We start from the raw sequence: 25,917 nt of genomic DNA on the forward strand, positions 1-25,917 counted from the left end.
GGCGAATGGCGAGACGCCCGCGGGGCTCACGCAACGGGGAGTCGCGGCATCCACCACGCCGACGAAGCGAAGCCAGTCGGTCACGTGGCCGCTAGCCCTCGCCCCCGCCGAGGTTGCCCGCGAGTCGCGTGTGCATCGCCGTGCTCGCCTCGTTGAGCCCCTCGATGACAACGCGCTTGCCCTTGTGCTCGTACTTGTTGGTGATGGAGTCGAGGGCGGCGACGGTCGAGGCATCCCAGATGTGAGAGCGGGACATGTCGATCACGATGCGCTCGGGGTCGTCGGAATACTCGAACTGCGTCGTGAGGTCGTTGCTGGAGGCGAAGAAGAGCTCGCCCACGACCGTGTAGTACGCGGTTGGCACGGGGGCGTCGGTGTCGACGCGGCGCTCGACCGTCGCGAAGTGGGCCACGCGGCGGGTGAAGAGCACCAGCGCGACGAGTACACCGACGATGACGCCGATCGCGAGGTTGTGGGTGGCGACGACGACCACGACGGTCGCGAGCATGACGAAGGTCTCGCTCTTGGGCATCCGCTTGAGGGTCGCAGGGCGGATGCTGTGCCAGTCGAACGTTGCGACGGACACCAGGATCATGACGGCGACGAGGGCCGCCATGGGGATGATGCCGACGACATCGCCGAGTGCGACGACGAGGATGAGGAGGAAGAGCCCCGCGAGGAAGGTCGAGATGCGCGTGCGGGCGCGGGACGCCTTCACGTTGATCATGGTCTGGCCGATCATGGCGCAGCCGCCCATGCCGCCGAAGAAGCCGGAGGCGAGGTTCGCGACGCCCTGGCCCCACGACTCGCGAGTCTTGTCGGAGTGGGTGTCGGTGATCTCGTCAACGAGCTTCGCGGTCATGAGCGACTCCAGGATGCCGACAACCGCCATCGCGAGCGCGAAGGGACCGATGATGGTGAGCGTCTCCCACGTGAGAGGCACATTCGGGATGAATAACTCGGGGAGGCTGTCAGGCAGCTCGCCCTGGTCGCGCACGGTGGGCACGTTGATCGCGAAGAAGACCGTGATGACCGTCAGCACGATGATCGCGATGAGGGGCGCCGGCACCACCTTCGTGAGCTTCGGCATGAGCCACAGGATCGCGAGGCCGCCGATCACGAGCGGGTAGACGATCCACGGCACGTCGACGAGGTGCTCGATCTGCGCCATGAAGATGAGGATCGCGAGCGAGTTGACGAAGCCGATCATGACGCTTCGGGGGATGAAGCGCATGAGCTTGGCGACGCCGAAGACCGCGAAGAGGATCTGCAGCACACCGCCGAGCAGCACCGTGGCGATCAGATAGTCGAAGCCGTACTCGCGCATGACGGGGGCGATCACGAGCGCGATCGCCCCCGTCGCCGCCGTGATCATGGCGGGGCGGCCGCCGACGAAGGCGATCGTGACCGCCATGACGAAGGAGGAGAAGAGCCCCACGCGCGGGTCGACGCCCGCGATGATCGAGAAGGAGATGGCCTCGGGGATGAGGGCGAGGGCGACGACAAGCCCCGCGAGCACCTCTCGGGTGAGGATGCGCGGCGAGCGGAGGGCGGTCAGCACGCTCGGGTCGTCGCGGTAGCGGGAGCGGTCGATGGTCGTGGCGCCGATGGGCATGAGAGTCTCCTGGATGCGGCGCCCTCAGCCGGGGCGCGTAAGTTTGTGCGCGACGCGCAAGTCTGAACGTGCGCGGCGTGCACAAGCGTGCGCGCGGCGCCGAAGCCACCATCAAGCCTAAGGGCCGCAGAGAGAAGGAGGCACCGTGATCGACGCCCTCCTCCGGCGCCCGCACGGTGCGGCCGAGGCCGCCGCCGATGTGGTGCGTGCGGCTGCCCCCGTCAGCGTCCTCGTCGCCGCCTTCACCTTCGGCTGGGTCGAGGTCGCCATCATGATGCTCCTCTTTCTCGGCGCCCTCATCGCCCGTGCAGCGACCCTCCCGCCGCTTGTCGACGCCCTCAGCAACGCCGTTCTGCTTGCGGCGGCCTGGTTCGCCGTCGTCGACCTTTATTCGAGCATCGAGTGGATCGACCTCGCGACGCACTTCGCGGTGGGCGGGGTGCTCGCCGCTCTCGCCCGCGTGCTGCTGGAGCGGTGGGATGCTGCGGGGCTCGCGCCTGCGCTCGGACGCCCCTCCGTGGCATCCGTCGTCGCCGGCGCCCTCGTGGGGGCGTGTCTCGCGTTGGGACTCTCGGTCGTGTGGGAGTTCCTCGAGTGGTGGGGCCACACCTACATCGACGACGGCGTCAACGTCGGCTACGTCGACACGCTCGGCGATCTCGCCGCGGGTGGCCTGGGCGGCCTGCTCGCGGGCGCACTGCAGGCTCTCGGGCGCTCTCGCTGATCGCACTGCGGCGTCGGTGGTCTGCGCGATACTGTCCGCATGAGCGACGACAGGCCCGCGCAGCCTCGGCTCCGTCGCGCCGTCTGGCTCGCCGTGAGCATCGCCGCTGTGCTTCTGGTAGCGGGCGCCGCGACGCCCTTCGCGCTCGCACAGCAGGCCGCGCAGTCGAGCTATGACGCCGCGGTCGCCGAGTATGAGAGGGCCGCGGATGCCTCGCTGAGTGCCACCGAAAGCCTCGAGGGTGCCCTGACTTCGGCCACCGAGACGCGGGCCCTCGCCGAGCAGGTGCTCGCGGCCGCGACACCCGACTACGTGGACTCGAGCACGCTCGGGGTCCTCACGGAGGCGCAACTCGCCCTCACGGAGGCCCTCGAGGTCGCCGCGAGCGCGCCCGTTTCCGGCCCGACGGCTGAACCTGGTGAGGGGGCGCAGGAGCTGCAGAGCCGCGCCGAAGCCGTGCTCGCGGATGCCGCCGAGGTCGCGCGGGCGGCCGACGGGGTCGCGCGGGCGGCGGCCGCCGTCACTTCGGCCGGGGAGGCATTTGTCGCGGGCCTGTCGGAGCACGCGGCATCCATCGACAGCACCTTCGCTTCGGCCGCCAACCTCGACCGCATCGCCTACCGGGAGGCGACCGCCGCCCTGGCACCGGCGCGCTGGGACGCGGATGCCCCGGCTCTCGTCGCGCGGTACGTCGCCGCCGCGCAGGCGCTCGCCGCCTCGCACGCCGCCGAGGAGGCCGAGAAGGCGGGGCCGCTCTACGGGCAGCGCAAGGAGGTGGAGGCCTTTGCACGGTCGATCGCGGGCGGCGTCATGCTCGACTTCGACTGGGCCCCTGTCGTGAACGGCTACGGGCAGGGCGGCAGCTTCGGTGGCACCGCCACCTGGAACACCGCCCATGGGGGTTACTCGACCATCACCCTCTCCGACAGCGTCGCCGCCCTGTGGCAGAGCCACCCCGCCGTCGCGTCGCTCGTGGCGCACGAGGTGGGCCACTCGATCACGGGCAAGTGCATGCGGCTCTTCATCGACGGCTTCGACTCGCAGGCGGAGGTCTTCGCGACTGCCTGGGCGATCGGTCTCGGCTACGACGACGAGGGCAGCGGCGAGTCCCTCTACGGCCGGCCCTCGGACGCCCTCATCGCGCTCTCGAGGCAGTGTCGCTAGACGAGCATTCTCACTTCTGATACTGTTCTCAATCATGGGAACGAAGAATCGCGCTGACGCCGTGCTGCACCCGCAGCGCATGCGCATCATCCGCACACTCGCAACCACGCCGCAGACCTCCAAGGAGCTCGCCGAGGCGCTCCCCGATATCCCCCAGGCGAGCCTCTACCGACACCTGACGACACTGCTCGACACGGGCATCCTGCGGGTGAGTGCGGAGCGGCAGGTGCGCGGCGCCGTCGAACGCACCTACGCCCTCGGCGAGGCGATCGTCACGGGAGAGGATGTCGCGGCCGCAAGCCCCGACGATCACTTCCGCTATTTCAGTACCTTCGTCGCCGGCCTGCTCGGCGAGTTCGCCCAGTACGTCGAGGGCGGGGACATCGCCCCCGAGCGTGACGGGGTCGGCTACCGCGAGCACGTGCTGCAGCTCAGCCACGAGGAGCTCCTCGAACTCCTCGGCGAAATCCGCGCGGCCATCGCACGTCGGGCCGACAACACCCCGAGCCCAGAGCGCAGCCCGCGACTCCTCGCCACCGTAACCCTGCCGACTGCCGCCGCGGGCGGTTCCACCCTCCCGGCCGCCGCCGGCAATCTCCCTCAGACCGGAGCATCCGAATGACCGAGCACCCTCCCACAGCGACCGACGTGGCCGCCGAGACCACCACGATCGACCCGGCGGCCGCACGACAAGCCCGCATCAACGGCGCGGCCCTCCTGCTCGCGCCCCTGCCCGTCGTCGCCATCATGCTCGCGCTCGTCGGCCCACCCGAGTGGCGGCCGATCCTGCTCGGCGCCGCCGGCTGGTTCATCGCGCTCGTGCTGCGGCAGCCCGTCGCGCTCGTCTCACTGAAGCTCTTCGGCCAGGAGAAGACCGGGACGATCGTCGGCTGGTTCTCCGGACCGGCCGAGGAACTCGTGCGGCTCGCCCTCGTGCTCCTCGTGCTCGACAGCGTGGGCGACGCGCTCTGGGCCGGCTTCGGCTGGGCGACCATCGAGGTCGTCCTCGTCGCGATCAACGTCTTCGCGATCGCCGCCCTTCTCACGAAGGATGACCCCAAGTCGGCGGAGGCGCGCGAACTGCTCGCCAGCCAGGGAATGACGACCCCGCATCATCCGGCGACCGGCCTGATCGAGAGGCTCAGCGCGACCGCCCTTCACCTCGGCTTCACCCTGCTGCTCTTCGCGAACCCGTGGTTCGTGCTCCTCACCCTTCCCCTGCACTCCCTCACCAACATGGTCGCCGTGCGCTTCGTGCGGAACCACGTCGTCGCCGTCGAGGTGGGCCTCGCCATCACGGGCGCCGCCGCGCTGGCTGGCGGCCTACTCGCGACGATCGCCTAGCAGCGACATCCCCTCACCCCAAGGAGAATCATGACCCAGGTCGACAAGCGCGGCGTCGCGCTCTTCATCACGATCGCCTTCATAGGGGCGTGGCTCGTTGCCTCACCCCTGTGGTTCAGCGCGGAAGGACTCGCCGCACCGTACTCACCGCTCGTGCTCATCGCCATGATGTTCGTGCCGACGGTCGCGGCGGCCATCGCGGCGAAGGTGTTCCCCGCCGAGGAGGGCTTCCTGCGTGAGACGACGCTGCGGCCTCGCCGACGCTTCCGCCGCTGGTGGGGCTACCTGCTCATCGCGTGGTTCGGCCCTCTCCTGCTCGTCGTCGCGGCCGTCGCCGTCGCCGCCGCCCTCGGCTGGATCCGGCTCGACCTCGTGAACTTCAGCGGCTTCGAGCTCGCCCTCGAGGCCACGCTGGGCCAGGCCGCGCAAGGCCTGCCGATTCAGGCGATCGTGATCGCGCAGCTCGTGTCGCTCGTCTTCATCCCCTTCGTCAACGCCATCCCGGCCCTCGGCGAGGAGATCGGATGGCGCGGATTCCTGCAGGCTCGCCTACTCCCGCTCGGGCAGTGGCCGGCCGTGCTCATCACAGGAGTCGTGTGGGGGCTTTGGCATGCGCCCGTCATCCTGCTCGGCTACAACTACCCCGAGCAGAACCCCTTCCTCGCGCTGCTGCTCATGGTCGTCTTCACCACGCTCGTCTCGGTGCTGCTCGGCTGGCTCACGATCGCCTCCGGCACGGTGTGGACAGCAGAGGTCGCGCACGGCTTCATCAACGGTGCTGCAGGGCTGCCCGCCCTCCTCCTCGCGGCCGGCTCGCCCTTCGACAACCTCACGGGCTCGCTCCTCGGCTACCCCGGATGGATCGTCTTCGCGCTCGCGATCGGTGTGCTCGTGGGCCTGCGGCGGTTCCCGGTGCGGCCCCGCGCCACTCTCAGCGAGTGATGCGCTCCCAGTGCTCGACCGACCCCGGAACGACACGGAACAGCGGATGCGGCAGGGGCGAAGCATCCGCGAACCTCAGCGCCAACTCGGGGTTACGCACCTCCAGCTTGCTCATGAGGTGCCGCCACTCGTAGTCAAGCTGCCCCTCCGTGAGGTCGAGGAGCACCGGGGATGCCGTCGGGGGCACGAGAATCTTCTCGCGCGCGAAACGGTAGCCCCGTGCATCCGCCTCCTCGACGAGCGCCATGAGGAACGCCCCCATCGCCGACAGGGGCTCCTCCGCCGCGCGGAAGCGCAACAGCTGGGGGTGATTCACGTAGCCGCCCGAGGTCTTGCCGATGACGGACTGCGCGAGCAGGCCCTCGCGCCAGCCCGCGATAAGCGCCTGCCGGTCAAGGAACTGCGGATGCACTGACCAGAGTCTCACCGTCTCGACGCTACCGCGGTTGCCGGGTTGAATAGGGCAGCGTACCGAAACGCTGGCCCTCGGATGCCTGGTTTCGATACTGCCCGGGCGGGCCTGCTCAAGCGGCCGAAGGGGCTAGATGACCTCGTCGGAGTAGCTGCTCGGCGTGCCGAAGCGGTGCGCCGTGATGCTTACCGCCTGCTCCTGCACGAACGGCAGCAGCTCGATGCGGCCCGCCTCCGTGACCGGCTCCGCATAGACGGCGACGTCGGGGCGGCCGTCGGTCGCGTCAGCGACGGTCGACGCGGGTGCGCCGATCAGGCGGATGCGACCACCCTCCACGCCCGCGAGCGACGCGAGCCACGCGGCATCCGTCTCGACCGTCACACTGACCCCGCGGCCCCGCAACACCGAGGCGATGGGCTCCGGGAGCTCGGTGGCGGTCGACACCGTGAAGGGTGAACCCGAGGTGAGACCCGCGCCGATCACGCGGACGAGATCGGCGAGCTCACCGCCCTCCGCGAGCCGCAGGGCGACCTGGGCGGGACGGTAACGGAAGATGTTGCGTTCGGCGGAGAGCCCCGAGACATCCTTCGCGGCGCCGAACTCGTCACGCCACCAGGCGGCGTCGCTCGCGAGGGCGCGCCGCAGGGACACGCGGGATGCGGCATCCAGCGATGTGGACGCGTCGAGCAGGCCTTTCGCGGCCGAGGGGAGCGGGGCATCCGCCGTCGCCGCCGCGGGCGACCAGCTGCCGAGACCGATCAGGTAGTTCGGGCCGCCCGCCTTGGTGCCCGCACCGACGGCGGACTTCTTCCAGCCGCCGAAGGGCTGGCGCCGCACGATCGCGCCCGTGATGCCGCGGTTGACGTAGAGGTTGCCCGCCTGCACCCGGTCGAGCCACACGCGCAGCTCCTCGGAGTCGAGCGAGTGGAGGCCCGCCGTGAGGCCGTAGTCGACCTCGTTCTGGATCTCGATCGCCTCCTCGAGGGTGTCGGCCGTCATGACGCCGAGCACCGGACCGAAGAACTCGGTGAGGTGGAAGTAGGAGCCGCGCTTCACGCCCGTGCGCACGCCGGGGCTCCAGAGCCTGCCGGAGTCGTCGAGCTTCTTGGGGGTCACGACCCACTTCTCGCCCGGCTGGAGGGTCGTGAGTGCCTCGAGCAGCTTGCCCTTCGCGGGCTCGATGATGGGGCCCATGCGGGTCGTCGCATCCTCGGGGTAGCCGACCTGGAGCGAGCGCACGGCGTCGAGCAGCTGGTCATGGAAGCGGCGCGACTTGGCGACCGAGCCGACCAGGATGACGAGGGATGCCGCGGAGCACTTCTGCCCCGCGTGGCCGAACGCCGAGTACGCGACATCCTTCGCTGCGAGATCGAGGTCGGCACTCGGGGTGACGATGATCGCGTTCTTGCCGCTCGTCTCCGCGAGCAGCGGCAGATCCTTGCGGAAGGAGCGGAACAGCTGCGCCGTCTCGTAACCCCCCGTGAGGATGACGCGGTCGACGCGCTCGTCGGCGATGAGACTCTGACCGAGCTTCGACTCCGAGAGCTGCACATACTGCAGCGCCTCGCGGGGCACGCCCGCCTCCCACAGCGCCTCCACCATGACGGCACCCGAACGGCGCGCCTGCTTTGCGGGCTTGATGATGACGGCTGAGCCCGCGGCGAGCGCCGCGAGGGTCGACCCGGCCGGGATCGCGACGGGGAAGTTCCACGGCGGCGTCACGACCGTCAGCCGAGCGGGGGTGAAGGATGCCCCGTCCACCCTGTCGAGCTCGCGGGCGAGTTCCCCGTAGTAGTTCGCGAAGTCGATCGCCTCCGAGACCTCGGGGTCCGACTGGTCGAGAGTCTTGCCCGTCTCGGACGCCATGACCTCCATGAGGTCCGCGCGGCGGGCGGCAAGGGCATCCGCGGCCCGGTGCAGGATCTCGGCGCGCTCGGCACCGCTGAGGCGGCCCCAGGCAGCACCCTGCTCGACGGCCGTCGAGATGGCGTCGGTGACAGCATCCGTCGTCGTCAGCGTGTGGGCGGCGACCGTCTCGTTGCCGAGCGTGCTCGTGGGCACGCGCGACAGGATGGCCTTGCCCCACTCGCGGTTGCCCGGGAGGGAGGGGTCGGTGTCTGGCGTGTTCTCGAAGCCCTCGGAGGCGAAGGGCGGCTCGGGATTGCGGCGATCCTGCCGCCGGTTCGGCTGCGGCACGCTCTCGTCGAGTTCCGCGAGGGATGCCTCGAAGCGGGCCTTCTCGCGGGCGAAGAGCTGCTCGTTGCTGCTCAACTCGAAGACGGCCGACATGAAGTTCTCCTGGCTCGCGCCCTCCTCCAGCCGGCGGATCAGGTAGGCGATCGCGACGTCGAACTCCTTCGGATGCACGACCGGCGTGTAGAGCAGCAGCCCGCCGACATCGCGGCGCACCGCCTCTGCCTGACCCTGCGCCATGCCGAGCAGCATCTCGAACTCGACGCCTCGCTCCAGCCCGCGGCGCTTCGCGAGCAGCCAGCTGAAGGCGAGGTCGAAGAGGTTGTGCCCGGCGACCCCGATGCGAACGTTGTCGATGCGGTCGGGGTGGAGCGCGTAGTTGATGACCCGCTTGTAGTTGGTGTCGCTCTCCTGCTTGCTACCCCAGGTCGCGAGGGGCCAGCCGTGGAGGGATGCCTCGACCCGCTCCATCGGCAGGTTCGCGCCCTTCACGACGCGCACCTTGATGCCCGCACCGCCCCGCGCTCGCCGGGCGGCCGACCACTCCTGCAGCCGGGCCATGGCATCCATCGCATCCGGCAGGTAGGTCTGCAGCACAATGCCGGCCTCGAGGTGCAGGAGCGCAGGGTCGTCGAGGATGCGCTGGAAGACCGCGACGGTCATGTCGAGGTCTTTGTACTCCTCCATGTCGAGGTTGATGAACTTGGGGGTCTTCGCCTTCGCCGCGAGCTCGTAGAGGGGCGTGAGCTTCTCGACGACGTGGTCGACGGCGGCGTCGAAGGCCCAGGGGTTGTGCGGTGCGACGGTCGAGGAGACCTTGATGGAGACATAGTCGACGTCGTCGCGTGCGAGAAGCCTGCGGGTGCCGTCAAGGCGGCGCTGAGCCTCGCGGTCGCCCAGCACGGCCTCGCCGAGCAGGTTCATGTTGAGACGGATGCCCGGACGCTTGATCTTCGCGATAGCCCCGCCGAGGCGCGACTCGGTCGCGTCGATGATGAGGTGGCCGACCATACGGCGCAGCACCGTGCGGGCGATGGGGATGACGATGCCGGGGGCGATCGGCGCAACGGCGCCGCCGAGCCGCACGGCCGCCTTCATGTACCAGGGCAGGAAGCCGGGAACCTTCGGCGCGATCGTGCGGAGGGTGCGGGCCGCGACGCCCAGGTCGTCGGGGCGGACGACACCGTCGACGAAGCCGACCGTGAAGGCGAGTCCGTTGGGGTCGCGCAGCACGCCCGCGAGCTGCTCGGCGGAGGCGTCGACCGGGAACTCGGATGCTTCGGCGAGCCACTTGCGCACGAGCGCGACGACCTCGTCGGTGAGAGCGGCGTCGACGTCAGGAATCTGGGCGGGAACAGTCATGCTCACGGCATCAGTATGAGATTCCGTTTCGGTAAGGTAAAGCGATCTTTTCTAATCGGTATCAGTCAGTTCTCCTGATGATTGGAGTCACGGATGCTCGACGTGCGCCGCCTGCGCCTGCTGCGCGAACTGAAGATCCGCGGCACGCTCGCGGCCGTGGCATCCGCCCTCAACCAGAGCCCCTCGTCGGTGTCGCAGCAGCTCGCGCAGCTCGAGCGCGAGGTCGGAGTCGAGCTGCTGCGCAAGGCGGGGCGGCGCGTGCACCTCACGGCGCAGGCCGAGCTGCTCGTCGAACACACGGCGGCCGTGCTGGAGCGGCTCGAGTTGGCCGAGTCCGAGCTCTCGGAGTCGTTCGAGACGGCGACGGGCGTCGTGCGGCTCGCCGTGTTCCAATCGGCGGCGCTCGCGCTCATGCCGCACGCGCTCTCCCTGCTCGCACAGGAACATCCGCGACTCCGGGTCGAGATGACCCAGCGCGAACCCGAGACCGCCCTCTACGACACGTGGGCACGCGACTTCGACCTCGTGATCGCCGAGCAGTACCCCGGGCACGCCGCCCCGCGGCACCCGGAACTCGACCGCGTGCGCCTCACGGGCGACGCCCTCTCGCTCGCCGTCGCACCCGGCTCGCCAATCCGGTCGATCGCGGATGCCGCGGCCTCAGCCTGGGTCATGGAACCGCACGGCGCGGCCTCCCGCCACTGGGCCGAGCAGGCGTGCCGCCAGGCCGGCTTCGAACCGGATGTGCGCTTCGAGACGGCGGACCTGCAGGCGCACATCCGCCTCATCGAGTCGGGCAACGCGGTCGCGCTGCTACCCGACCTCGTATGGACGGGCCGCACGCCCAGCGTGACCCTGCTGCCGCTCGACGGCGACCCCCACCGCACGATCTTCACTTCGGCGCGGCGGGCGACCGTGCGCAGCCCGGGCATCCTCGCGGTGCGGGATGCGCTCTCGCGCACGGCAGAGTCGCTCGCAGGGTGAGTAGCGCGGCACGAGCGCACCGCGGGCTGTGCTCCGTCAGCGAGACCAGTTGTAGCCGGAGGCCCTCGACAGGGCCTGAGCCGAGACGGCGTCGGCACTGTGTGCCAGTTTCACCATGAGACGGCTCAACTCCGCGCGGTCATGCTCGTTCCAGTCGCGGAACAACTCGGCGAAGTAGACGTCGATGTTGTCCACGATTCTGGAGCCCACTGCGCGCCCCTCGTCGGTCAGCGCGACGACGACGGCACGCCTGTCACCCGGGTCGGGCGCTTTGACCGCGAGACCCGCGCTTTCGAGACGGGCCACGATCTTGCTCATGTGAGACGTGCTGACCTCAAGGGCCTCGGCGAGGTCGGTGGGTCGGGCAGCACCGCGGTAGATGAGCTGGTTGAGCGCGAGGAATGCCGCCAGGTCGTCGATGGGAAACTTGCTGGAGCGCAGCAGGTTGCGGCGGTTGGTAGTGGAATTGGCCCACACCGCGAACGAGGCGAGCGCGGCTGGCAGACTCTCGACAGGGACGAGGGGAGCGAAGGCCGAGGCGGGCAGGGGCGCCCGCGCACCCACACCCTGTTGCCTCGCCATCCGCTCTCCTCCCGCGCGCTCTCAGGCTACGCCACTCGGCTTTCGGCGTGCACGTCGACACCGTCAGTCTCAGCGGGGATCGGGCGCTTGTGGAACGCGAGCCACGTCACGAAGTACCCGATCGCGACGATGATCGCGAGGAGGCCGTAGGCGAGCTGAGCTGCATTCAGCAGCATGGGCGTCACGAGGGCCACGCCCGCGGCGACCAGTCGCGCGAAGGCGATGATGCCTCCCTGTGCGGAGGCGCGCAGGAGGGGCGGGAAGCTCTCCTGCGTCCAGACCTTCATGATGGCCTCGAAGGCGAAGGAACCACCGACCGCAGCGCCGACGTAGATGAGCACCAGCGTGACGAGGGAGAAGCCGAAGATCGCGGGGGCTGCAAGCCCCAGCGTGGAGGCGATCGCGCCGAACACGTAATAGGCCATGCGGTGGCGGCTGTCGACGACACGCATGAACCAGAAGCCCAGCAGGATGCCCACGGGCAGCGTCACGAGGCTGATGATGGAGTTCGCCTGCACGCTGATGCCGACGATGTTGACGGCGACGTAGGTGCCGAACTGGCCCGTCGTGTTGGCTGCGAGGTTGACGAGCGTGTAGAACACGAGCAGGGCCAGGAATGGGACGACGTAGCGTCGATCCGTGAGGAGCGCGCGGAGCACGGAGATCTTCGGCCTTCCCTCCTCGACTGCCGCGAGCTGGGCGGTGTGTGCATCACGCCACACCTCCGACTCGGGGATGCCTACCCGGAGCACGAGCACGATGAGGGCGATGACGCCGACGTGACCGAAGAGGATCTGCCCTCCGAGGTGGCCCATGCCGCCTACGGCGGTCGAAATCCCGACGGTCGCGAGGATGCCGCCGTACCAGAGCACCTGCGAGAAGCCGATGAGCTTGCCGCGGTTCTTGTCGGTCGCCGCCTCCGCGATGGTTGCGAGGGACACCGGCAGGTCAGCACCCGTGCCGAGACCCAGCAGCAGGATCGCTACGAAAAGCAGGGGGAAGGAGGCGGAGAAGACGAGGGTCGCCGAACCCACGACGATCATGAGCATCGTGACGATGAAGACGGAGCGACGCCCGAAGCGGTCGCCGAGGCGGCCACCGACGAGGGCGCCGACCGCGACGCCGAGCGTGAGCGCGGCCGAGAGGGCGCCGAACTGGAACTCCGTGAATCCGAATGTCATCTGGTAGAGCACCAGGGCGATTCCGGTACTGACGATTGCGGCGGCGTCGATGTACGAGGCCATTCCTGCGACGATGCCGATCCACCAGGCACTGCGCGGGGACTGTTCCCTGCTCATTTCGTTCTCCTTTGAACTGGCGTCGACATACCGTCCGCCGTCGAGTATCGTCCTGATGACGATGAGTATCGTCACTGTAACGATAAATACATCGTTTAACCAAGCCCCCGTTCGAAGGAGAACCTCTTGTCGATCGACAAGCTCGCCGCGCTCATCCGGAATCCCAGCATCGAATACCGTCCCGAGATCCGGTGGTGGCTCGCCGAGGGGCTGCACACCGACCAGACGCTCCGCCACGAGATCGACAGGGCGCACCGCCTGGGCTACGGCGGCATGGAGTTCCTCGCCATGGACGAGCCGGCGATCGATCATCGCCTCTACGGCTGGGGCTCCGAGGAGTGGGTGCACGACTCCCAGATCGTCGTCGACGAGACCTCCGATCGCGGCATGGCCGTCAGTTTCACCTCCGGCACGAACTGGTCCAACGCCAACATCCCCACGATCACCCCGGACGATCCTGCGGCCGCCCAGGAACTCGACGTCGTAACCGAGCGGCTCTCGGGCGGAGAATCGCGCACGGGACCGCTCTCTCAGATCGACCTCGCGGCGATCCGCGTGCCCGAGGGCATGCCGATGCACCGCGACGCAGCGACCGTGCAGAGCTTCGTCGCCGCCGTTGCCGTGCGCATCGCGGAGACCCGGCTATCGGGCCCGCCCGTGCTCGACGCGAACTCCGCGATCGACCTCACGCAGGCCGTCGTCGACGGCGAGTTGGAGTGGACGGCGCCCGAGGGTGACTGGATGCTCTGTGCCTACTGGATGCACGGCACGGGCCAGACCGCCTCCCCCTCCGTTGATGTGAACTACACCGTCAACTACCTTGACCGCGCCGGCATCGAGGCCGTAATCGACTACTGGGACACGGTCGTGCTCACGCCGGAGCTTCGCGCCGGAATCGCCCGCAACGCGCGCGTGCAGATGTACATGGATTCGCTCGAGCTCTGGACCTTCGGTGCTGGCGGACTCTTCTGGGGCGCCACGGTCGCCGACGAGTTCCTGAGCCGCCGCGGCTACGACATCCGCCCGTGGTTGCCATTCCTCACCCGGGACGTCGAGATCATGGCGTCCTCGACCGTCTACCACCACGAACCCCTCCCAGGCCAGGCCCTCACGGTCGCGAAGGTGCGCCACGACTACGTGAGCACCCTCACCGACCTCTATATCGAGAACATGCTCCGGCCCTTCGCCGAATTCCTGCACGCCAACGGCATGGGACTGCGCGCCGAGATCAGCTACGGGATGCCGTTCGAGCTGACGCGGCCGGGGCCAGAGGTCGACGGCATCGAGAACGAATCCCTCGAGTTCGCGGCACAGATCGACGCCTACCGCCTGCTCGCAGGGCCCGCCCACCTCTTCGGCAAGCAGTACTCCTCCGAGACGGGCGCCACGACCCGCAACCACATGCTCGATCACCGCTTCTACGACCAGATCATCAACACGCAACTCGCGGCCGGCATCACCAAGACCGTCATGCACGGCTGGGCCAGCACCGCCGGCGCGGAGGGCATGACCGAGTGGCCGGGGCACGAGGGAATGCTGTCCGCATTCTCGGAGCGTTTCGACGAGCGGCAGCCCGCCGCCGAGTTCTACCCGCTCTGGACGGAGGCGCTCGCCCGCGTCCAGGCCGTGCTGCGGCAGGGCAAGCCGCGCATCGACGTCGGCATCCTGCGCACCGACCACTTCACCGACAACGGCACCGGCATGGCCTTGCTCGCCGACGACGGCACGCGCATCCCAGATGAAGACGCCTACGGGCAGATGTGGATGCGCGACCGCCAGAATCACTGGTGGCAGGACCTCGGAATGCAGGACGCCGGCTGGACCTACGAGTTCTTCGATGGCTCCCTCCTGCTGCGCGACGACGTGGAGCTGCGCGACGGCCTCGTGCAGCCCGATGGCCCCGGCTACCAGGCGCTCATCGTCTACCAGGAGGGCCTCGACGCCGATGTGGCCCGCCTGCTGCTGGACTGGGCGAGCAAGGGCCTGCCCGTGCTGCTGGTGCACGGGGCATCCGAAGTGAAGCTCCTGACCGCGAAGAGCTACATCCATCACGCCAGGGCGGCCGACCACACCCCTGGCCTCGATGGCCGCGACGAGGAGCTCGCGGCGATCATCGCCGAGCTGCTGACGCTGCCGTCGGTGCTTGAGGTGGCCACCCCGTCCGGCACGCTCGGCGCCCTCCGCTCGCTCGGCGTGGCGGGCCGGGCCGAGTTCGTCGGCGACAACCAGAGCATCCTGAGTCACCTGCGCGACGACGGCGAGCTCACCCATCTCTACGCGTACCACTACCTCTATGAAACCGGTTCATCGACGGAGGTCGAGTTCGTGCTTGAGGGCACCGGGGCCGTGCACCGCATCGACGCGTGGACAGGAGACCTGACGCCTCACGGCGACGTGCGCACCGTCGATGGCCGTACCGTCGTCCGCGCAGAGCTCTCCCCCGGTGAGATCGGCCTGTGGACGCTCGACCGCTCCGCGAGCCACGGGGCCGGAGCCGAGCGAAGCGCGATCGTCGCCGAACTGGGCGAGTGGTCCATCCGCGTCGAAAGCTGGGACGCCGGGGAGAACGAACTCATCACTGAAGATCGCGGCCTCGGCTATGAGACGCGGGAGATCAGGCCCAGCACCGCCATCACCACGCGCAGCAGCTCAGAGTCGTCGCTTCGTCCCTGGCGTGAGCTGGCCGGGATCGGGGCGGACGTATCCGGCGTCGGCCACTACGAGACGCAGTTCACCCTCGACAGTGACCCCACAGGCACCGCTCGCATCGTGCTCGACCTGGGCTCGACCGCGGGCGGGTTGGGTTCCGTCGCGGTCAACGGGGGCACCCCCCGCGGCTTCGACACCTCCCGTCCCCGCGTCGACATCACCTCCGATGTCCGCGCGGGCAGCAACGTTGTCGTGGTCCGGGTCGCCAGCTCGCTCAACAACCGACTTATCGCGCGCGGCTACTACGACGAGATGGTGGACATCGTGGGCACGCTGATGACGGGCGTGCCGTCCATGCAGCCCACAACCGTGCGCGACCACGGGCTCCTCGGCCCCGTCCGGGTCGAGGTGGTGACGCTCGACTGACCTGGTCACCGATTCCCTGAGAGGAGCCGGATGCGCGCGACTGGTCAATCTCCGCGCTTCCGGCCGCCGGGGAATCACATCTTTTGACCTCTCACGCGCCGGCGCTCTCGGCTCGTCCGAGCCGCTCCGCGAGCGCCATCGCGTCGTAGGGCGCCCGCACCTTGGCGTCGTTGTCGAAGTACACGTAGCAGTCGCGGCCCTCGGCAAGCCAGCCGCGCACACGCTCGGCCCAGCGGTCGAGCGCCGCGTCGTCGTAGCCCGAGGTGTAGAGCTCGCTCTCCCCGTGCAGGCGCACGTAGGCGAAGTCGGCGGTCTGCTCCCACAGCTGCGGCCACTTGCCCGCCGTGTCGGCGACGACGGATGCCACGCCGTGACGCCGGAGGATGTCAAAGAACTCGGGGCTGTCGTAGGAGTGACTCCGCACCTCGAGGGCGTGGCGGAGGGGCGCCTCCACCACGGGGTCGTCGGGCCCCGGCCACGCGCGGCCGTCGACCCGTTCGTCATGGCGGGCGGCGAGGGCCGCGGCATCCGTCGTCGTCCGCGGGAGCTGGGTGAGGAACGCGTCGAGCACCTCCGGGTCGAAGGTGACCCGCTCGGGCAGTTGCCAGAGGAAGGGTCCGAGCTTGGGGCCCAACGCGAGCATGCCCGACGCGAAGAAGTTGGCGAGGGCGGCCTCGACGCCCTTGAGGCGAAGCAGGTGCGTGATGAAGCGCCCGCCCTTGACGGCGAAGACGAAACCCTCGGGCGTCTCGTCGCGCCAGGCTTCGTAATACTCAGGCTTCTGCAGCGAATAGAAGGAGCCGTTGAGCTCGATCGTGTCGAGGTGGCGCGAGGCATACTCGAGCTCGCGCCGCTGCGGAAGCCCCTTGGGGTAGAAGTCGCCGCGCCACGGCGCGTAGCGCCAGCCGGAGATTCCGACGCGGGCGGTGGCGGTCATGCGCCCCACGGTATGCACGGATGCTCGCGGGCGGCAGACCTGACTGGCCGACCTAGCGCCGATCCCGCCGAGAAACTCCCAGCATTCCTTCGCGTTGCAGGCGTAAATCCTGACGCACGACGATCGAGGGAGAACCATGTCGAACGGGGAGTTCGCGACGCCGAAGACCGAAACGGTGGAGGGTCGCAAGACGATCAGACGGGCGATCGGGGCATCCGCCATCGGTAACGCGACCGAATGGTTCGACTACGGCGTCTATGCGGTCGCGGTCACCTACATCACCGCGAACTTCTTTCCCGGCGGCACGGTCTGGGCCCTTGCGACCTTCGCCATCTCCTTCCTCGTGCGCCCACTCGGCGGGCTCGTCTGGGGTCCGCTCGGTGACCGGCTCGGCCGCAAGGCGATCCTCGCCCTCACGATCATCCTCATGTCGGGCGCGACCTTCGCGATCGGCCTTCTCCCCACATTCGATGCGATCGGTTGGTGGGCGCCCGCACTCCTGATCTTCCTGCGGATGCTGCAGGGCTTCTCGACAGGCGGTGAGTACGGTGGCGCGGCGACCTTCATGGCCGAATACTCGCCTGACAAGAAGCGCGGCTTCTTCGGCAGCTTCCTCGAATTCGGCACCCTCTTCGGCTTCGTGCTGGGCACCGCCGTCGTGTTGTTCCTGCAGCTGATCCTGAGCGACGAGGCGATGTTCGACTGGGGTTGGCGCATCCCCTTCCTCCTGGCCGGCCCCATGGGTCTCATCGGCCTCTACCTGCGCAGCAAGGTCGAGGACACCCCCGTCTTCCGCGAACTCGAGGAGGAGGGCAAGGAGGAGGAGAGCCCCACGACGGAGCTGCGCGACCTGGTGCGCAAGTACTGGCGGCCACTCCTCTCGATGGCGGGCCTCGTGATCGCCCTCAACGTCACCAATTACACGCTCCTCGCCTACATGCCCACCTACCTGGAGACGCAGATCGGCCTGAGCCAGGACGGCTCCCTCGCCCTCATCCTCATCGGCGAGCTCGCCATGATGGCGGTCATCCCCTTCGCCGGTCGCCTCTCCGACCGGATCGGTCGCAAGCCGCTGTGGCTCACCTCGATGGCGGGTCTCTTCATCGCGGCGATCCCGCTCTATCTGCTGATGGGGACGGGTTTCGCGGGCGCACTCGTCGGATTCGCGGTGCTCGGCCTGCTTTACGTGCTGCAGCTCTCGACGATCTCGGCGACCTTCCCCGCCATGTTCCCCACGCACGTGCGGTATGCGGGCTTTGCCATCACCTACAACCTCGCGACATCCGTCTTCGGCGGCACCGCCCCGCTCATCAACGAGGCCCTCATCGATACGACGGGCGACCTGCTGATTCCGGCCTACTACATGATGGGCGCTTGCCTGGTCGGCATCGTGGCGCTCTACTTCGTACCGGAGACCGCGCGAGCCTCCATCCGTGGCACGGAGATCCCGCGGCAAAAGCCGGGCGACTAAGACGTCTCTGAGCGAGTTGCCCACTTTGGACCTTTCCGAGGCCCGGGAACCCGCATAAGTGGGCAACTCGACCGCAGGAGCGGAGCGTGGGCGAGCGTAGCGGCCCCCTGCACTGGGGCTGCCGGGGCGATGCCCAGCGGCGATAGCGTGCGACGGTCCGCCTTCGACCGTGAGGAATCATGTTCCGTCCGCTCCGCACCGCTACGACGCTCGCCCTGTTCGGCGCGCTCCTGGCGACGAGCGGGTGCAGCAGCCTCGCCGAGGACCGAGCGGATGCCGCGGTCCCGGGCATCTCTGCCACGCCGAGCTCCCCCTCCGAGGGCGAGGGCGCGGCAGACGGTTTCACGGCGGAGGCCCCGAGTGACCCCGACACGGTCGAGGAGGCGCCGGGCAAAGCATCCGTCGCGATCGACAGCGCGCCGCTGCCCGACACGGCGCTGGCGGTGCTCGCGACCCTGCCCGTCAAGGGTCGGGCGCCCAAAACGGGCTACGACCGCGAGGTGCAGTTCGGCGACGGTTGGCTCGACGTCGACCGAAACGGCTGCGACACCCGCAACGACGTGCTCGCCCGCGACCTCACGGGCATCAGCCGCTCGGGCCCGTGCAAGGTTCTGACGGGCTCGCTCGTGAGCCCCTACACGGGCGCCGCGATCGACTTTGTGCGCGGGCCGGGCACGTCGAGCGAAGTGCAGATCGACCACGTCGTCGCCCTCGCCGACGCCTGGCAGAAGGGCGCGCAGCAGCTGACGCAGGCGCAGCGCGTGTCATTTGCGAACGACCCACTCAACCTGCTCGCCGTCGACGGAAGGTCGAATGCGCAAAAGGGTGCCGGCGATGCCGCCACCTGGCTGCCGGCGCAGAAGAGCTTCCGCTGCGAGTACGTCGCCCGCCAGGTGTCGGTCAAGGCGAACTACGGGCTGTGGGTGACGCAGGCCGAGCACGACGCGATCGCCGCGATCTTGAGCGGATGCTCGGGGCAGCCCGCCATCCGATCCAGCTTCGCCCCCGTGGTGGTTGTGCCCGTGGCACCGCCGACGCCCACGCCGGAGGTAGCGCCGGCTCCAGCTCCGGCCCCCTATTACAAGAACTGCACGGCGGCGCGTGAAGCGGGCGCGGCCCCCGTCACTGCCGGCCAGCCCGGGTACGGGCGCCACCTCGACCGTGACGGCGACGGGGTGGGCTGCGAGTAGTGCGCTCAGGGCTTCACTAGCTCGGGGCTTCACTAGCCCGCGGCATCCCGGGCACCTCATTCATCGAGTTGCCCACTTCGGAGCTTTCGAGAGGCTGCGGAACCGCAAAAGTGGGCAACTCGACGTTTAGGCGGGGGTGACCCCTCTCAGCGGGCGGCGAGGGCCGCGAGCGCGCGCCGGTCCGGCTTGCCCGAGGTGAGGAGCGGCAGCTCCGGCAGCACCACGATGCGGTCGGGCTGGGCCGCAGGCCCGATGCGCTCCAGCAGCAGGCGGCGGATGCTCGGCAGGAGGTCGTCCGCGATGCGGGAGCCCGCGGCATCCGTCGCCCGCGCGACCACCACGACGGGAACCTCGCCCCAGCGCTCGGACGACGCCGCCACCACGACGGCCTGCTCGAGGCCGGGCATCTCGCGCACGACGGCCTCGACCCGGTCGAGCGAGACGTTGATGCCACCCGAAACGATCACGTTGTCGGCGCGGCCCAGCACCTCCACGCGCCCGTCGTCGTGAATGCGCGCCCGGTCGCCCGTGCGGTACCAGCGCACACCGCCCTCCTCGACGAATGCGCGCGCCGTGAGCTCGGGGTCACCCAGGTAGCCGTCGGCGAGGGTCGGTCCGGCGAGCTCGAGCACGCCATCGACGAGCCGCGTGCGGGTGCCGCCGACGGGGTAGCCGTCGTAGAGGCATCCGGTCGCCGTCTCGGTCGAGCCGTAGGTGCGCACGACCCGCAGCCCCACATCCCGCGCGCGGGCGGCGAGCGCGGCGGGCAGGGCCTGACCACCCACGAGGATCGCGTCGAAGCGGGCCGCCGCCTCGGGCGCCTCCACGAGCCGCGCGAGCTGCGCCGGCACGAGGGCCGTGTAGCGACGGGGAGCGTCGAGCCGAGCGGATGCCGCAGCGAAGGCCTCCACGTCGAAGCCGGGGTCCACCTGCACGACGGGCAGCCCCGCCACGTGCGAGCGGACGAGCACCTGCAGCCCCGCCACGTACGACGCGGGGAGCGCCAGCAGCCACTGCCCGTCGCCGCCGAGGGCGTGAGCCGTGGCATCCGCGCTCGCCCGTAGGGCCGCCTCGCTGAGCACGACGCGCTTGGGGTAGCCGGTCGATCCGGAGGTCTCGATCACCGCCGCCGTCGTGTCGGTAACCTCCCTGGGCGGTGTCGACGAGCCGAGGAAGAGCGCGGGCCCGTCGACATCGAAGCGCTCGCGCACGGCCTGCGCCACGGCGCGCCAGTCGCCGCCGTCGAGGGGCGTGAGCCGACGCATCCGCTCTACTTCGCGGCCTTCGCTGCGGCCTTGGCCGCCTTCTTCGCCTCGCGCACCTTCGCGAGCGTCTCGGGGCTCGTGATGTCGGCGACCGACATGAGCGCGCCCTCCTCGCCGTAGGGGGCGGATGCCTCGCGCCATCCCTCGGCCGTCAGCCCGCGCCGCTTGCCGAGCAGTGCCAGGAAGATCTTCGCCTTCTGCTCCCCGAAGCCCGGCAGAGCCTTCAGCCGCTTGAGCACCTCCTTGCCGTCGGGCTCGCCGCGGGTCCAGATGGCGGATGCCTCGCCTCCCCAGTCTTCGCGGATCGCCGCACACACGGCCTGAACGCGGCCCGCCATCGATCCGGGAAAGCGGTGGACGGCGGGACTCTGCCGGAAGACCTCGGTGAAGTCGTCGGGGTTCGCATCGGCGATCGTCGACGCGTCGAGCGCACCCATGCGGTCGCGGATCTTCGCCGGGCCCGCGAACGCCGACTCCATCGTCACCTGCTGATCGAGGAGCATCCCCAGCAGGAGGGCGAGGTCGTCGTGCTCGAGCAGCTCGTCCGCGGCGGCGTCACCGGTCAGGTACATCGTCATGCGTCGATTGTCCCACCGGGGGCTGGCGCGGACGAACGGGCCGTCGGCATGGGCTCACCCTATCCACAAGGTTCGTGGCTTCAGGCAAGCTGCGGGGACGCTCCCTACGCTTTCCGGCATGACTGCAGCGTTATATAGTCCTCTATATAGGAGGTCCCGCATGCCCATCACCTCGATCGACATCGACGCCGAGCAGCTCAGCCGCGCCCGAGCGCTCACGGGTGCCGCGAGCAACCGGGAAGCCGTGGACCTCGCCCTCCGCACCCTCGTCGCCGTGCGCAGCCAACCCGCCTCCGTCGAACGCATCATCGGCCGCACCTTTACCGACGAGCAGATTGACCCGGCCGCCGCGCCCGCACCCGACGCGTGACCGTCTACCTCGTCGACAACAGCATCTGGCAGAAGGCTGGACGCAGTCCACGAATCGCTGCGCGCCTGCGCGAGCTCTCCCCGCAGCACCTCATCCTCACGTGCCCACCGCAGGTTCTTGAGTACTGCCATTCGGCCAGGACACCCGAGGAATACAACGAGCTGCGGGAAGACATGGAGTCCTTCCTTAAGGCGCCGCAGCGTCCGTCGGCCACATCGGCGATAGACGTGCAGCACGCGCTCTGGCGCACCGGTCTCGTGCGCGCCGCGGGAGCGCTCGACTGCCTCATCGCCGCCTACGCGATCGCGAACGACGCGGTGCTACTCAACTCAGACCGCGACTTCGGCCACATCGAACGTGCCACCGGCGGGCGCCTGCGCCAGGAGTATGTGGCGGAGTAGCGGCACGTACAATCGCCTCATGCGCCCCGCCGTCATCCTCGTGCACGGGCTCCGCACCTCGCACAGCATGTGGCGGCACCAGGTGGAGGCGCTGGGGGAGCAGGGGATTCCCACCCTCGCGATCGACCTGCCGGGCCATGGTCGGCGCATCGGGGAACGCTTCACCCTCGACGGCGCCCTGAGCAGCATCGGCGACGCGGTGGCGGCGGCCGAAGCATCCGATGGCACGCCGTATCTTGTGGGGTTCTCGCTCGGCGGGTATGTGAGCATCGAGTGGGTTGCACGCAATCCGGGCCGCGTGTCGGGGCTGCTGGCGGCGGCGTGCTCGGCGGTGCCGCATCCGCTCGTCATGCACCCGTGGCGCGCGATCGCCGCCCTCATCGGGCGTTTTCCCGACCGCGGCCTCGCACTCAACAACCTCGCCGTGCGCATGTTCATCCCCGAGCCGGGCGCGACGGACGTGATCTCGGGCGGCGTCGCGCTCGACGTCATGGACGACAGCATCCGCGCGCTTCTGCGGCTCCGGCCGATCGAGAGCCTCCGCCGCATCGGGGAACCCGTGCTCTTCGTCAACGGCCGCTGGGACCACGTCGGCATCCATGCGCGCCGCTACCTCGCCGCGACCCGCAACGGACGCCTCGTGACGATCCCGGGCGCGAGTCACGTCGCGCCGGCGATCCGGCCGCGCGAGTTCACGCGCGAGCTCCTCACGGGCTATCACGAGGCAACGCAGCGCTGAGCTGCGCGTTGGCGATCAGTCGCGCGAGGTGCGCTCCACGCGCGTGCGGGCCCGGGCGACCGCACGCTCCGCGGCAGTGAGGGCGCGCTTGGCATCGTCACGCGAGCGGCGGATGCCCCGGGCCTCCCCCTCCACGTCGGCCAGCTCGCCCTCGGCCTCCCGCAGCTGCCGCGTCAACTCCTGCACCTCGTCCCGCAGGGCCGCACGCCGCTCGGCCAGGGTTTCTGCGTCGGCCCGGAGCCGTTCCGCCTCCTCCCGCGCTGCCGCGAGTGCCTCCTCCGCCTCGGCGAACTCGCGCTCCGTCGCCTCCCGCGCCGCCTCCTGAGAGGCGCGCGCGGCATCCTGCCGCTTTCCCTGCTTCTTGGGGGCCTGCTTCGGGGGCTTCGACTCCGCACGCCGTCCGGCCCGCTGCGCCGCCGTGGGGAAGGCGATCACGTCGCCACCCTCGTCGAGACCCCACCCCGCCGCGGTGATCGGGCGGACGAGGGTTCCCGAAGCGACGAGGGCCGCGGCATCCGGGTCGGTCATCGCGGTCTGCAGCGACTGGGCGACCTCCTCACTGAGGGTGGCGGATGCTGCGGTGCCGAGTTCTTCCGCGAGTGCGATGGCCTCGCGAGTCACCTCGCGGATGAGTGCGGAGCGTTGCCGGCCGAGCTCGCGCAGGCGTGGTGCGTCGAGGGCGTCCTGTGCGTCGCGGAGCTGCGCGCCGAGTTCGACGATCTCGGCGACCCGTTCGGCGCGATGACGGGCAAGCATGTTGACGACCCACGCCGCCGTCGTGGGTCTGCGCAGGCCTGCAATCGCGCGGGCGAGTTCCTTGTCACCCGCGGACTTCGCCTCGGCAGCGAGCGCAGTGCGGCGCGCCGTGAAGTCGCCGAGGGGCGCGCCATAGACCTCGGCCGCGGCATCCTCGATGTCCATACGTCCATGGTTACCTCAGCGCGCCCGGAATAGCCCGGCATCGCGGCCCGTTGGAAGCCCTGCCGCGAAACACTCATGCGCCCCCCAGTCATCTGCGCATACCGTGGCGACACACACGGAGGAGAACCATGCTGAAGAAGACTCTCGCGACGCTGGCCTTGGCGGCGGCATCCATCACCCTGGTCGGTTGCGGCGGTGACGACGGCGATGCGGCAAGCGAACTCGAGGCGATCGAGGAGGCCGGCACGATCGTGATCGGCACGGAGGGCACCTATCGCCCCTTCAGCTATCACGAGGAGGGCACGGGCGACCTCATCGGTTACGACGTCGAGCTCGCGCAGGCGGTCGCCGAGAAGCTCGGCGTCGAGGCACAGTTCGAGGAGACGCAGTGGGATGCGATCTTCGCGGGCCTCGAGGCGGGCCGCTTCTCCATGATCGCCAACCAGGTCTCGATCAACCCCGAGCGGCAGGAGGCCTACGAGTTCTCCGAGCCCTACACCGTGAGCCCCGGCGTGATCGTCGTGCGCGAGGGGGACACGAGCATCCGCTCCTTCGACGACCTCGAGGGCAAGACGACGGCCCAGTCGCTCACGAGCAACTGGTACCAGTTGGCGCAGGAGGCCGGCGCGCAGGTCGAGGCGGTCGAGGGGTGGGCCCAGTCGGTTGCGCTGCTCGAGCAGGGACGCGTCGACGCCACCATCAACGACCGGCTCACCTACCTCGACTACCTGCAGCAGGAACCGGATGCCCCACTCGAGATCGCTGCGGAGACCGACGACCCCGCGCTCTCCGCGTTCGCCTTCGCGAAGGGTGACACGGAGCTTCGCGATGCCGTGAACGAAGCCCTCGCCGAGCTGCGGGCCGAAGGCACGATCGCCGAGATCTCGGAGAAGTACTTCGGCGAGGACGTCTCCGAGTAGCGCACTGTGGGTGAGTCGCTGTGGGACCTCGTCCTGAGGTCGTTCCTGCCGCTCGTCGGCGGGGCCATCACGGGAACCATCCCCCTCGCGCTGATCTCCTTCGCGCTTGGGCTCGTGATCGCGCTCGGCGTCGCGCTCATGCGCCTGTCGAAGGTGCGGGTGGTCTCGGGCATCGCGCGCGGCTACGTGTCGATCATCCGCGGCACTCCCCTGCTCGTGCAGCTCTTTGTGGTCTTCTACGGGCTCCCGTCGATCGGAGTGCTCGTCGACCCGTGGCCGAGCGCGATCGTCGCCTTCTCGCTCAATGTGGGCGGCTACGCGGCTGAGGTCATCAGAGCCGCGATCCTCTCGGTGCCGCGCGGGCAGTGGGAGGCTGCGTACACGATCAGGATGTCGCCCGCGCAGACGCTCGGCCGCGTCATCCTGCCGCAGGCCGCCCGCGTCTCGGTGCCGCCGCTCTCCAACACTTTCATCAGCCTCGTCAAGGACACCTCGCTCGCCTCGCTCATCCTCGTGACGGAGCTCTTCCGCCAGACGCAGGAGATCGCGGCCTTCAGCCAGGAGTTCATGGTCATCTATATCGAGGCCGCATTCATCTACTGGGTGATCTGCGTCGTGCTCTCCGCGGGGCAGTCGGCGCTTGAGAGGAGGCTTGACCGTCATGTCGCCACGTGAGCAGCCTCTCCTGGGCGTGCGGGGCCTGCACAAGCGCTTCGGCCAGGTCGAGGTGTTGAAGGGCATTGATCTCGACATCGACCGCGGCCAGGTGGTCGCCCTCATCGGGCCGAGCGGCTCGGGCAAAACGACCGTTCTGCGCTGCCTCAATGGCCTCGAGGTTCCGGATGCGGGAGTCCTGACCTTCGAGGGCGCCGACGCCGTCGACTTCGCAAAGAGGCCCCCGCGCGCCGCAGTCGCCGGGCTGCGCGAGCACAGCGCGATGGTGTTCCAGCACTACAACCTGTTCCCCCACCGCACCGTGCTCGAGAACGTCATCGAGGGCCCCGTCCGCGTGCAGAAGCGCGCGAGGGCGGATGCCACGGCCGACGCCCTTGCCCTCCTCGAGCGCGTCGGGCTCGCCGACAAGCGCGATGCCTTCCCCGCCGAGCTTTCGGGCGGCCAGCAGCAGCGCGTGGGGATCGTGCGCGCCCTCGCCCTCAAGCCCCGCCTGCTGCTCTTCGACGAGCCGACCTCGGCACTCGACCCTGAGCTGGTGGGCGACGTGCTTGCGGCCATCCGGGAGCTCGCCGCCGAAGGCTGGACGATGCTGCTCGTCACCCATGAGCTGCGCTTTGCCCGGGATGTCGCGGACCACGTGGTCTTCATGGACGGGGGTGTAGTCGTGGAGGCCGGGCCGCCCTCCGAGGTGCTCGTCGCGCCTCGGCAGGAGCGCACGCGCCAGTTCCTGCACCGCCTGCTCGACCACTAGCCGG

The 25,917-nt window shown here is 69.3% G+C and carries 24 protein-coding genes; 15 read left to right on the forward strand and 9 right to left on the reverse strand.

What is annotated here, in order from left to right; translation table 11 throughout:
* Positions 1–91: 91 nt before the first annotated feature.
* Entirely contained in the window at positions 92–1,615 is a 1,524-nt protein-coding gene (locus OH146_RS07865) for a SulP family inorganic anion transporter (protein ID WP_265159184.1), read from the reverse strand.
* Positions 1,616–1,760: 145 nt separating this feature from the next.
* Between OH146_RS07865 and OH146_RS07870 the strand changes: the two genes are divergently transcribed.
* Genes OH146_RS07870 through OH146_RS07890 form a run of 5 tightly spaced genes read left to right on the forward strand, consistent with a single transcriptional unit; the run spans position 1,761 to position 5,789 of the window.
* The gene (locus tag OH146_RS07870) at positions 1,761–2,339 is read left to right on the forward strand and encodes a DUF2238 domain-containing protein (RefSeq protein WP_265159186.1); all 579 of its coding nucleotides are present in this window, start codon (positions 1,761–1,763) and stop codon (positions 2,337–2,339) included.
* 39 nt (positions 2,340–2,378) lie between these two features.
* Positions 2,379–3,503 carry a hypothetical protein gene (locus OH146_RS07875; RefSeq protein ID WP_265159188.1) on the forward strand — a complete coding sequence of 375 codons (1,125 nt, stop codon included), beginning with the start codon at positions 2,379–2,381 and terminating at the stop codon, positions 3,501–3,503.
* A 34-nt stretch (positions 3,504–3,537) separates the two neighbouring features.
* Positions 3,538–4,125: a helix-turn-helix domain-containing protein gene (locus OH146_RS07880; protein WP_265159189.1), complete on the forward strand. Its 588-nt coding sequence runs from the start codon at positions 3,538–3,540 to the stop codon at positions 4,123–4,125.
* Positions 4,122–4,847 (forward strand): hypothetical protein, encoded by a 726-nt coding sequence (locus OH146_RS07885; protein ID WP_265159190.1) that lies wholly within the window; start codon positions 4,122–4,124, stop codon positions 4,845–4,847. The genes OH146_RS07880 and OH146_RS07885 overlap by 4 nt, the downstream gene beginning before the upstream one ends.
* Before the next feature lie 30 nt (positions 4,848–4,877).
* Entirely contained in the window at positions 4,878–5,789 is a 912-nt protein-coding gene (locus OH146_RS07890; RefSeq protein WP_265159191.1) for a CPBP family intramembrane glutamic endopeptidase, read from the forward strand.
* Here OH146_RS07890 and OH146_RS07895 read toward each other — a convergent pair.
* Together OH146_RS07895 and OH146_RS07900 are read right to left on the reverse strand one after the other, a co-directional pair.
* Positions 5,779–6,216, reverse strand: a complete 438-nt coding sequence (locus tag OH146_RS07895) for a pyrimidine dimer DNA glycosylase/endonuclease V (protein ID WP_265159192.1) — start codon at positions 6,214–6,216, stop codon at positions 5,779–5,781. The genes OH146_RS07890 and OH146_RS07895 overlap by 11 nt on opposite strands.
* A 114-nt stretch (positions 6,217–6,330) precedes the next feature.
* Positions 6,331–9,756 carry a bifunctional proline dehydrogenase/L-glutamate gamma-semialdehyde dehydrogenase gene (locus OH146_RS07900; RefSeq protein ID WP_265160705.1) on the reverse strand — a complete coding sequence of 1,142 codons (3,426 nt, stop codon included), beginning with the start codon at positions 9,754–9,756 and terminating at the stop codon, positions 6,331–6,333.
* A 93-nt stretch (positions 9,757–9,849) separates the two neighbouring features.
* Between OH146_RS07900 and OH146_RS07905 the strand changes: the two genes are divergently transcribed.
* Positions 9,850–10,740, forward strand: a complete 891-nt coding sequence (locus OH146_RS07905) for a LysR family transcriptional regulator (RefSeq protein ID WP_265159193.1) — start codon at positions 9,850–9,852, stop codon at positions 10,738–10,740.
* Positions 10,741–10,776: 36 nt separating this feature from the next.
* Here OH146_RS07905 and OH146_RS07910 read toward each other — a convergent pair whose 3' ends face one another.
* Positions 10,777–11,322, reverse strand: coding sequence for a MarR family winged helix-turn-helix transcriptional regulator (locus OH146_RS07910; protein WP_265159194.1), 546 nt, complete (start codon positions 11,320–11,322; stop codon positions 10,777–10,779).
* Between the two features lie 26 nt (positions 11,323–11,348).
* Positions 11,349–12,620, reverse strand: coding sequence for an MFS transporter (locus OH146_RS07915; RefSeq protein WP_265159195.1), 1,272 nt, complete (start codon positions 12,618–12,620; stop codon positions 11,349–11,351).
* Between the two features lie 126 nt (positions 12,621–12,746).
* Between OH146_RS07915 and OH146_RS07920 the strand changes: the two genes are divergently transcribed.
* On the forward strand, positions 12,747–15,695 hold the full coding sequence (locus OH146_RS07920; protein ID WP_265159196.1) for a glycosyl hydrolase: 2,949 nt from the start codon (positions 12,747–12,749) through the stop codon (positions 15,693–15,695).
* A 91-nt stretch (positions 15,696–15,786) separates the two neighbouring features.
* Here OH146_RS07920 and OH146_RS07925 read toward each other — a convergent pair whose 3' ends face one another.
* On the reverse strand, positions 15,787–16,632 hold the full coding sequence (locus OH146_RS07925; RefSeq protein ID WP_265159197.1) for a DUF72 domain-containing protein: 846 nt from the start codon (positions 16,630–16,632) through the stop codon (positions 15,787–15,789).
* Positions 16,633–16,768: 136 nt separating this feature from the next.
* Between OH146_RS07925 and OH146_RS07930 the strand changes: the two genes are divergently transcribed.
* Positions 16,769–18,103, forward strand: a complete 1,335-nt coding sequence (locus OH146_RS07930) for an MFS transporter (protein ID WP_265159198.1) — start codon at positions 16,769–16,771, stop codon at positions 18,101–18,103.
* Between the two features lie 179 nt (positions 18,104–18,282).
* A complete protein-coding gene (locus tag OH146_RS07935) occupies positions 18,283–19,293 on the forward strand; it encodes a GmrSD restriction endonuclease domain-containing protein (protein WP_265159199.1) in 1,011 nt (336 codons plus the stop codon).
* 146 nt (positions 19,294–19,439) lie between these two features.
* Here OH146_RS07935 and OH146_RS07940 read toward each other — a convergent pair whose 3' ends face one another.
* Together OH146_RS07940 and OH146_RS07945 are read right to left on the reverse strand one after the other, a co-directional pair.
* Positions 19,440–20,558 (reverse strand): AMP-binding protein, encoded by a 1,119-nt coding sequence (locus tag OH146_RS07940; RefSeq protein WP_265159200.1) that lies wholly within the window; start codon positions 20,556–20,558, stop codon positions 19,440–19,442.
* Positions 20,559–20,563: 5 nt separating this feature from the next.
* Complete coding sequence (locus OH146_RS07945; RefSeq protein ID WP_265159201.1) at positions 20,564–21,136, reverse strand: HhH-GPD-type base excision DNA repair protein; 573 nt, start codon at positions 21,134–21,136, stop codon at positions 20,564–20,566.
* A gap of 160 nt (positions 21,137–21,296) precedes the next feature.
* On the opposite strand from OH146_RS07945, the gene OH146_RS07950 reads away from it, so the two are divergent.
* From OH146_RS07950 to OH146_RS07960, 3 genes are read left to right on the forward strand one after another with little or no spacing between them, the layout of a single operon-like run.
* Entirely contained in the window at positions 21,297–21,506 is a 210-nt protein-coding gene (locus OH146_RS07950; protein WP_265159202.1) for a type II toxin-antitoxin system VapB family antitoxin, read from the forward strand.
* Complete coding sequence (locus tag OH146_RS07955) at positions 21,503–21,907, forward strand: PIN domain-containing protein (protein WP_265159203.1); 405 nt, start codon at positions 21,503–21,505, stop codon at positions 21,905–21,907. The genes OH146_RS07950 and OH146_RS07955 overlap by 4 nt, the downstream gene beginning before the upstream one ends.
* 19 nt (positions 21,908–21,926) lie before the next feature.
* On the forward strand, positions 21,927–22,646 hold the full coding sequence (locus OH146_RS07960) for an alpha/beta fold hydrolase (RefSeq protein ID WP_265159204.1): 720 nt from the start codon (positions 21,927–21,929) through the stop codon (positions 22,644–22,646).
* Between the two features lie 15 nt (positions 22,647–22,661).
* Here the strand turns inward: OH146_RS07960 and OH146_RS07965 are convergent, their stop codons facing one another.
* Entirely contained in the window at positions 22,662–23,567 is a 906-nt protein-coding gene (locus OH146_RS07965) for a serine/threonine-protein kinase (protein ID WP_265159205.1), read from the reverse strand.
* A 128-nt stretch (positions 23,568–23,695) separates the two neighbouring features.
* Here OH146_RS07965 and OH146_RS07970 point away from each other — a divergent pair, with 128 nt between their 5' ends.
* Genes OH146_RS07970 through OH146_RS07980 form a run of 3 tightly spaced genes read left to right on the forward strand, consistent with a single transcriptional unit; the run spans position 23,696 to position 25,913 of the window.
* The gene (locus tag OH146_RS07970) at positions 23,696–24,487 is read left to right on the forward strand and encodes an amino acid ABC transporter substrate-binding protein (RefSeq protein WP_265159206.1); all 792 of its coding nucleotides are present in this window, start codon (positions 23,696–23,698) and stop codon (positions 24,485–24,487) included.
* 6 nt (positions 24,488–24,493) lie between these two features.
* The gene (locus OH146_RS07975; RefSeq protein ID WP_265159207.1) at positions 24,494–25,162 is read left to right on the forward strand and encodes an amino acid ABC transporter permease; all 669 of its coding nucleotides are present in this window, start codon (positions 24,494–24,496) and stop codon (positions 25,160–25,162) included.
* Positions 25,149–25,913, forward strand: a complete 765-nt coding sequence (locus OH146_RS07980) for an amino acid ABC transporter ATP-binding protein (RefSeq protein ID WP_265159209.1) — start codon at positions 25,149–25,151, stop codon at positions 25,911–25,913. The genes OH146_RS07975 and OH146_RS07980 overlap by 14 nt, the downstream gene beginning before the upstream one ends.
* The last annotated feature ends 4 nt before the right edge of the window (positions 25,914–25,917 follow it).

The sequence above is a fragment of the Homoserinimonas sedimenticola genome, assembly GCF_026094475.1.
Taxonomy (GTDB): domain Bacteria; phylum Actinomycetota; class Actinomycetes; order Actinomycetales; family Microbacteriaceae; genus Homoserinimonas; species Homoserinimonas sedimenticola.

Excerpts from the sequence above, each read along its gene's own strand:
- OH146_RS07910 (WP_265159194.1), bottom strand. The coding sequence starts at position 11,322 with ATGGCGAGGCAACAGGGTGTGGGTGCGCGGGCGCCCCTGCCCGCCTCG.
- OH146_RS07950 (WP_265159202.1), top strand. The coding sequence starts at position 21,297 with ATGCCCATCACCTCGATCGACATCGACGCCGAGCAGCTCAGCCGCGCC.
- OH146_RS07935 (WP_265159199.1), top strand. The coding sequence starts at position 18,283 with ATGTTCCGTCCGCTCCGCACCGCTACGACGCTCGCCCTGTTCGGCGCG.
- OH146_RS07905 (WP_265159193.1), top strand. The coding sequence starts at position 9,850 with ATGCTCGACGTGCGCCGCCTGCGCCTGCTGCGCGAACTGAAGATCCGC.
- OH146_RS07930 (WP_265159198.1), top strand. The coding sequence starts at position 16,769 with ATGTCGAACGGGGAGTTCGCGACGCCGAAGACCGAAACGGTGGAGGGT.
- OH146_RS07900 (WP_265160705.1), bottom strand. The coding sequence starts at position 9,756 with ATGACTGTTCCCGCCCAGATTCCTGACGTCGACGCCGCTCTCACCGAC.
- OH146_RS07865 (WP_265159184.1), bottom strand. The coding sequence starts at position 1,615 with ATGCCCATCGGCGCCACGACCATCGACCGCTCCCGCTACCGCGACGAC.
- OH146_RS07970 (WP_265159206.1), top strand. The coding sequence starts at position 23,696 with ATGCTGAAGAAGACTCTCGCGACGCTGGCCTTGGCGGCGGCATCCATC.
- OH146_RS07925 (WP_265159197.1), bottom strand. The coding sequence starts at position 16,632 with ATGACCGCCACCGCCCGCGTCGGAATCTCCGGCTGGCGCTACGCGCCG.
- OH146_RS07965 (WP_265159205.1), bottom strand. The coding sequence starts at position 23,567 with ATGGACATCGAGGATGCCGCGGCCGAGGTCTATGGCGCGCCCCTCGGC.
- OH146_RS07880 (WP_265159189.1), top strand. The coding sequence starts at position 3,538 with ATGGGAACGAAGAATCGCGCTGACGCCGTGCTGCACCCGCAGCGCATG.
- OH146_RS07940 (WP_265159200.1), bottom strand. The coding sequence starts at position 20,558 with ATGCGTCGGCTCACGCCCCTCGACGGCGGCGACTGGCGCGCCGTGGCG.
- OH146_RS07945 (WP_265159201.1), bottom strand. The coding sequence starts at position 21,136 with ATGACGATGTACCTGACCGGTGACGCCGCCGCGGACGAGCTGCTCGAG.
- OH146_RS07915 (WP_265159195.1), bottom strand. The coding sequence starts at position 12,620 with ATGAGCAGGGAACAGTCCCCGCGCAGTGCCTGGTGGATCGGCATCGTC.
- OH146_RS07980 (WP_265159209.1), top strand. The coding sequence starts at position 25,149 with ATGTCGCCACGTGAGCAGCCTCTCCTGGGCGTGCGGGGCCTGCACAAG.
- OH146_RS07960 (WP_265159204.1), top strand. The coding sequence starts at position 21,927 with ATGCGCCCCGCCGTCATCCTCGTGCACGGGCTCCGCACCTCGCACAGC.
- OH146_RS07885 (WP_265159190.1), top strand. The coding sequence starts at position 4,122 with ATGACCGAGCACCCTCCCACAGCGACCGACGTGGCCGCCGAGACCACC.
- OH146_RS07890 (WP_265159191.1), top strand. The coding sequence starts at position 4,878 with ATGACCCAGGTCGACAAGCGCGGCGTCGCGCTCTTCATCACGATCGCC.
- OH146_RS07875 (WP_265159188.1), top strand. The coding sequence starts at position 2,379 with ATGAGCGACGACAGGCCCGCGCAGCCTCGGCTCCGTCGCGCCGTCTGG.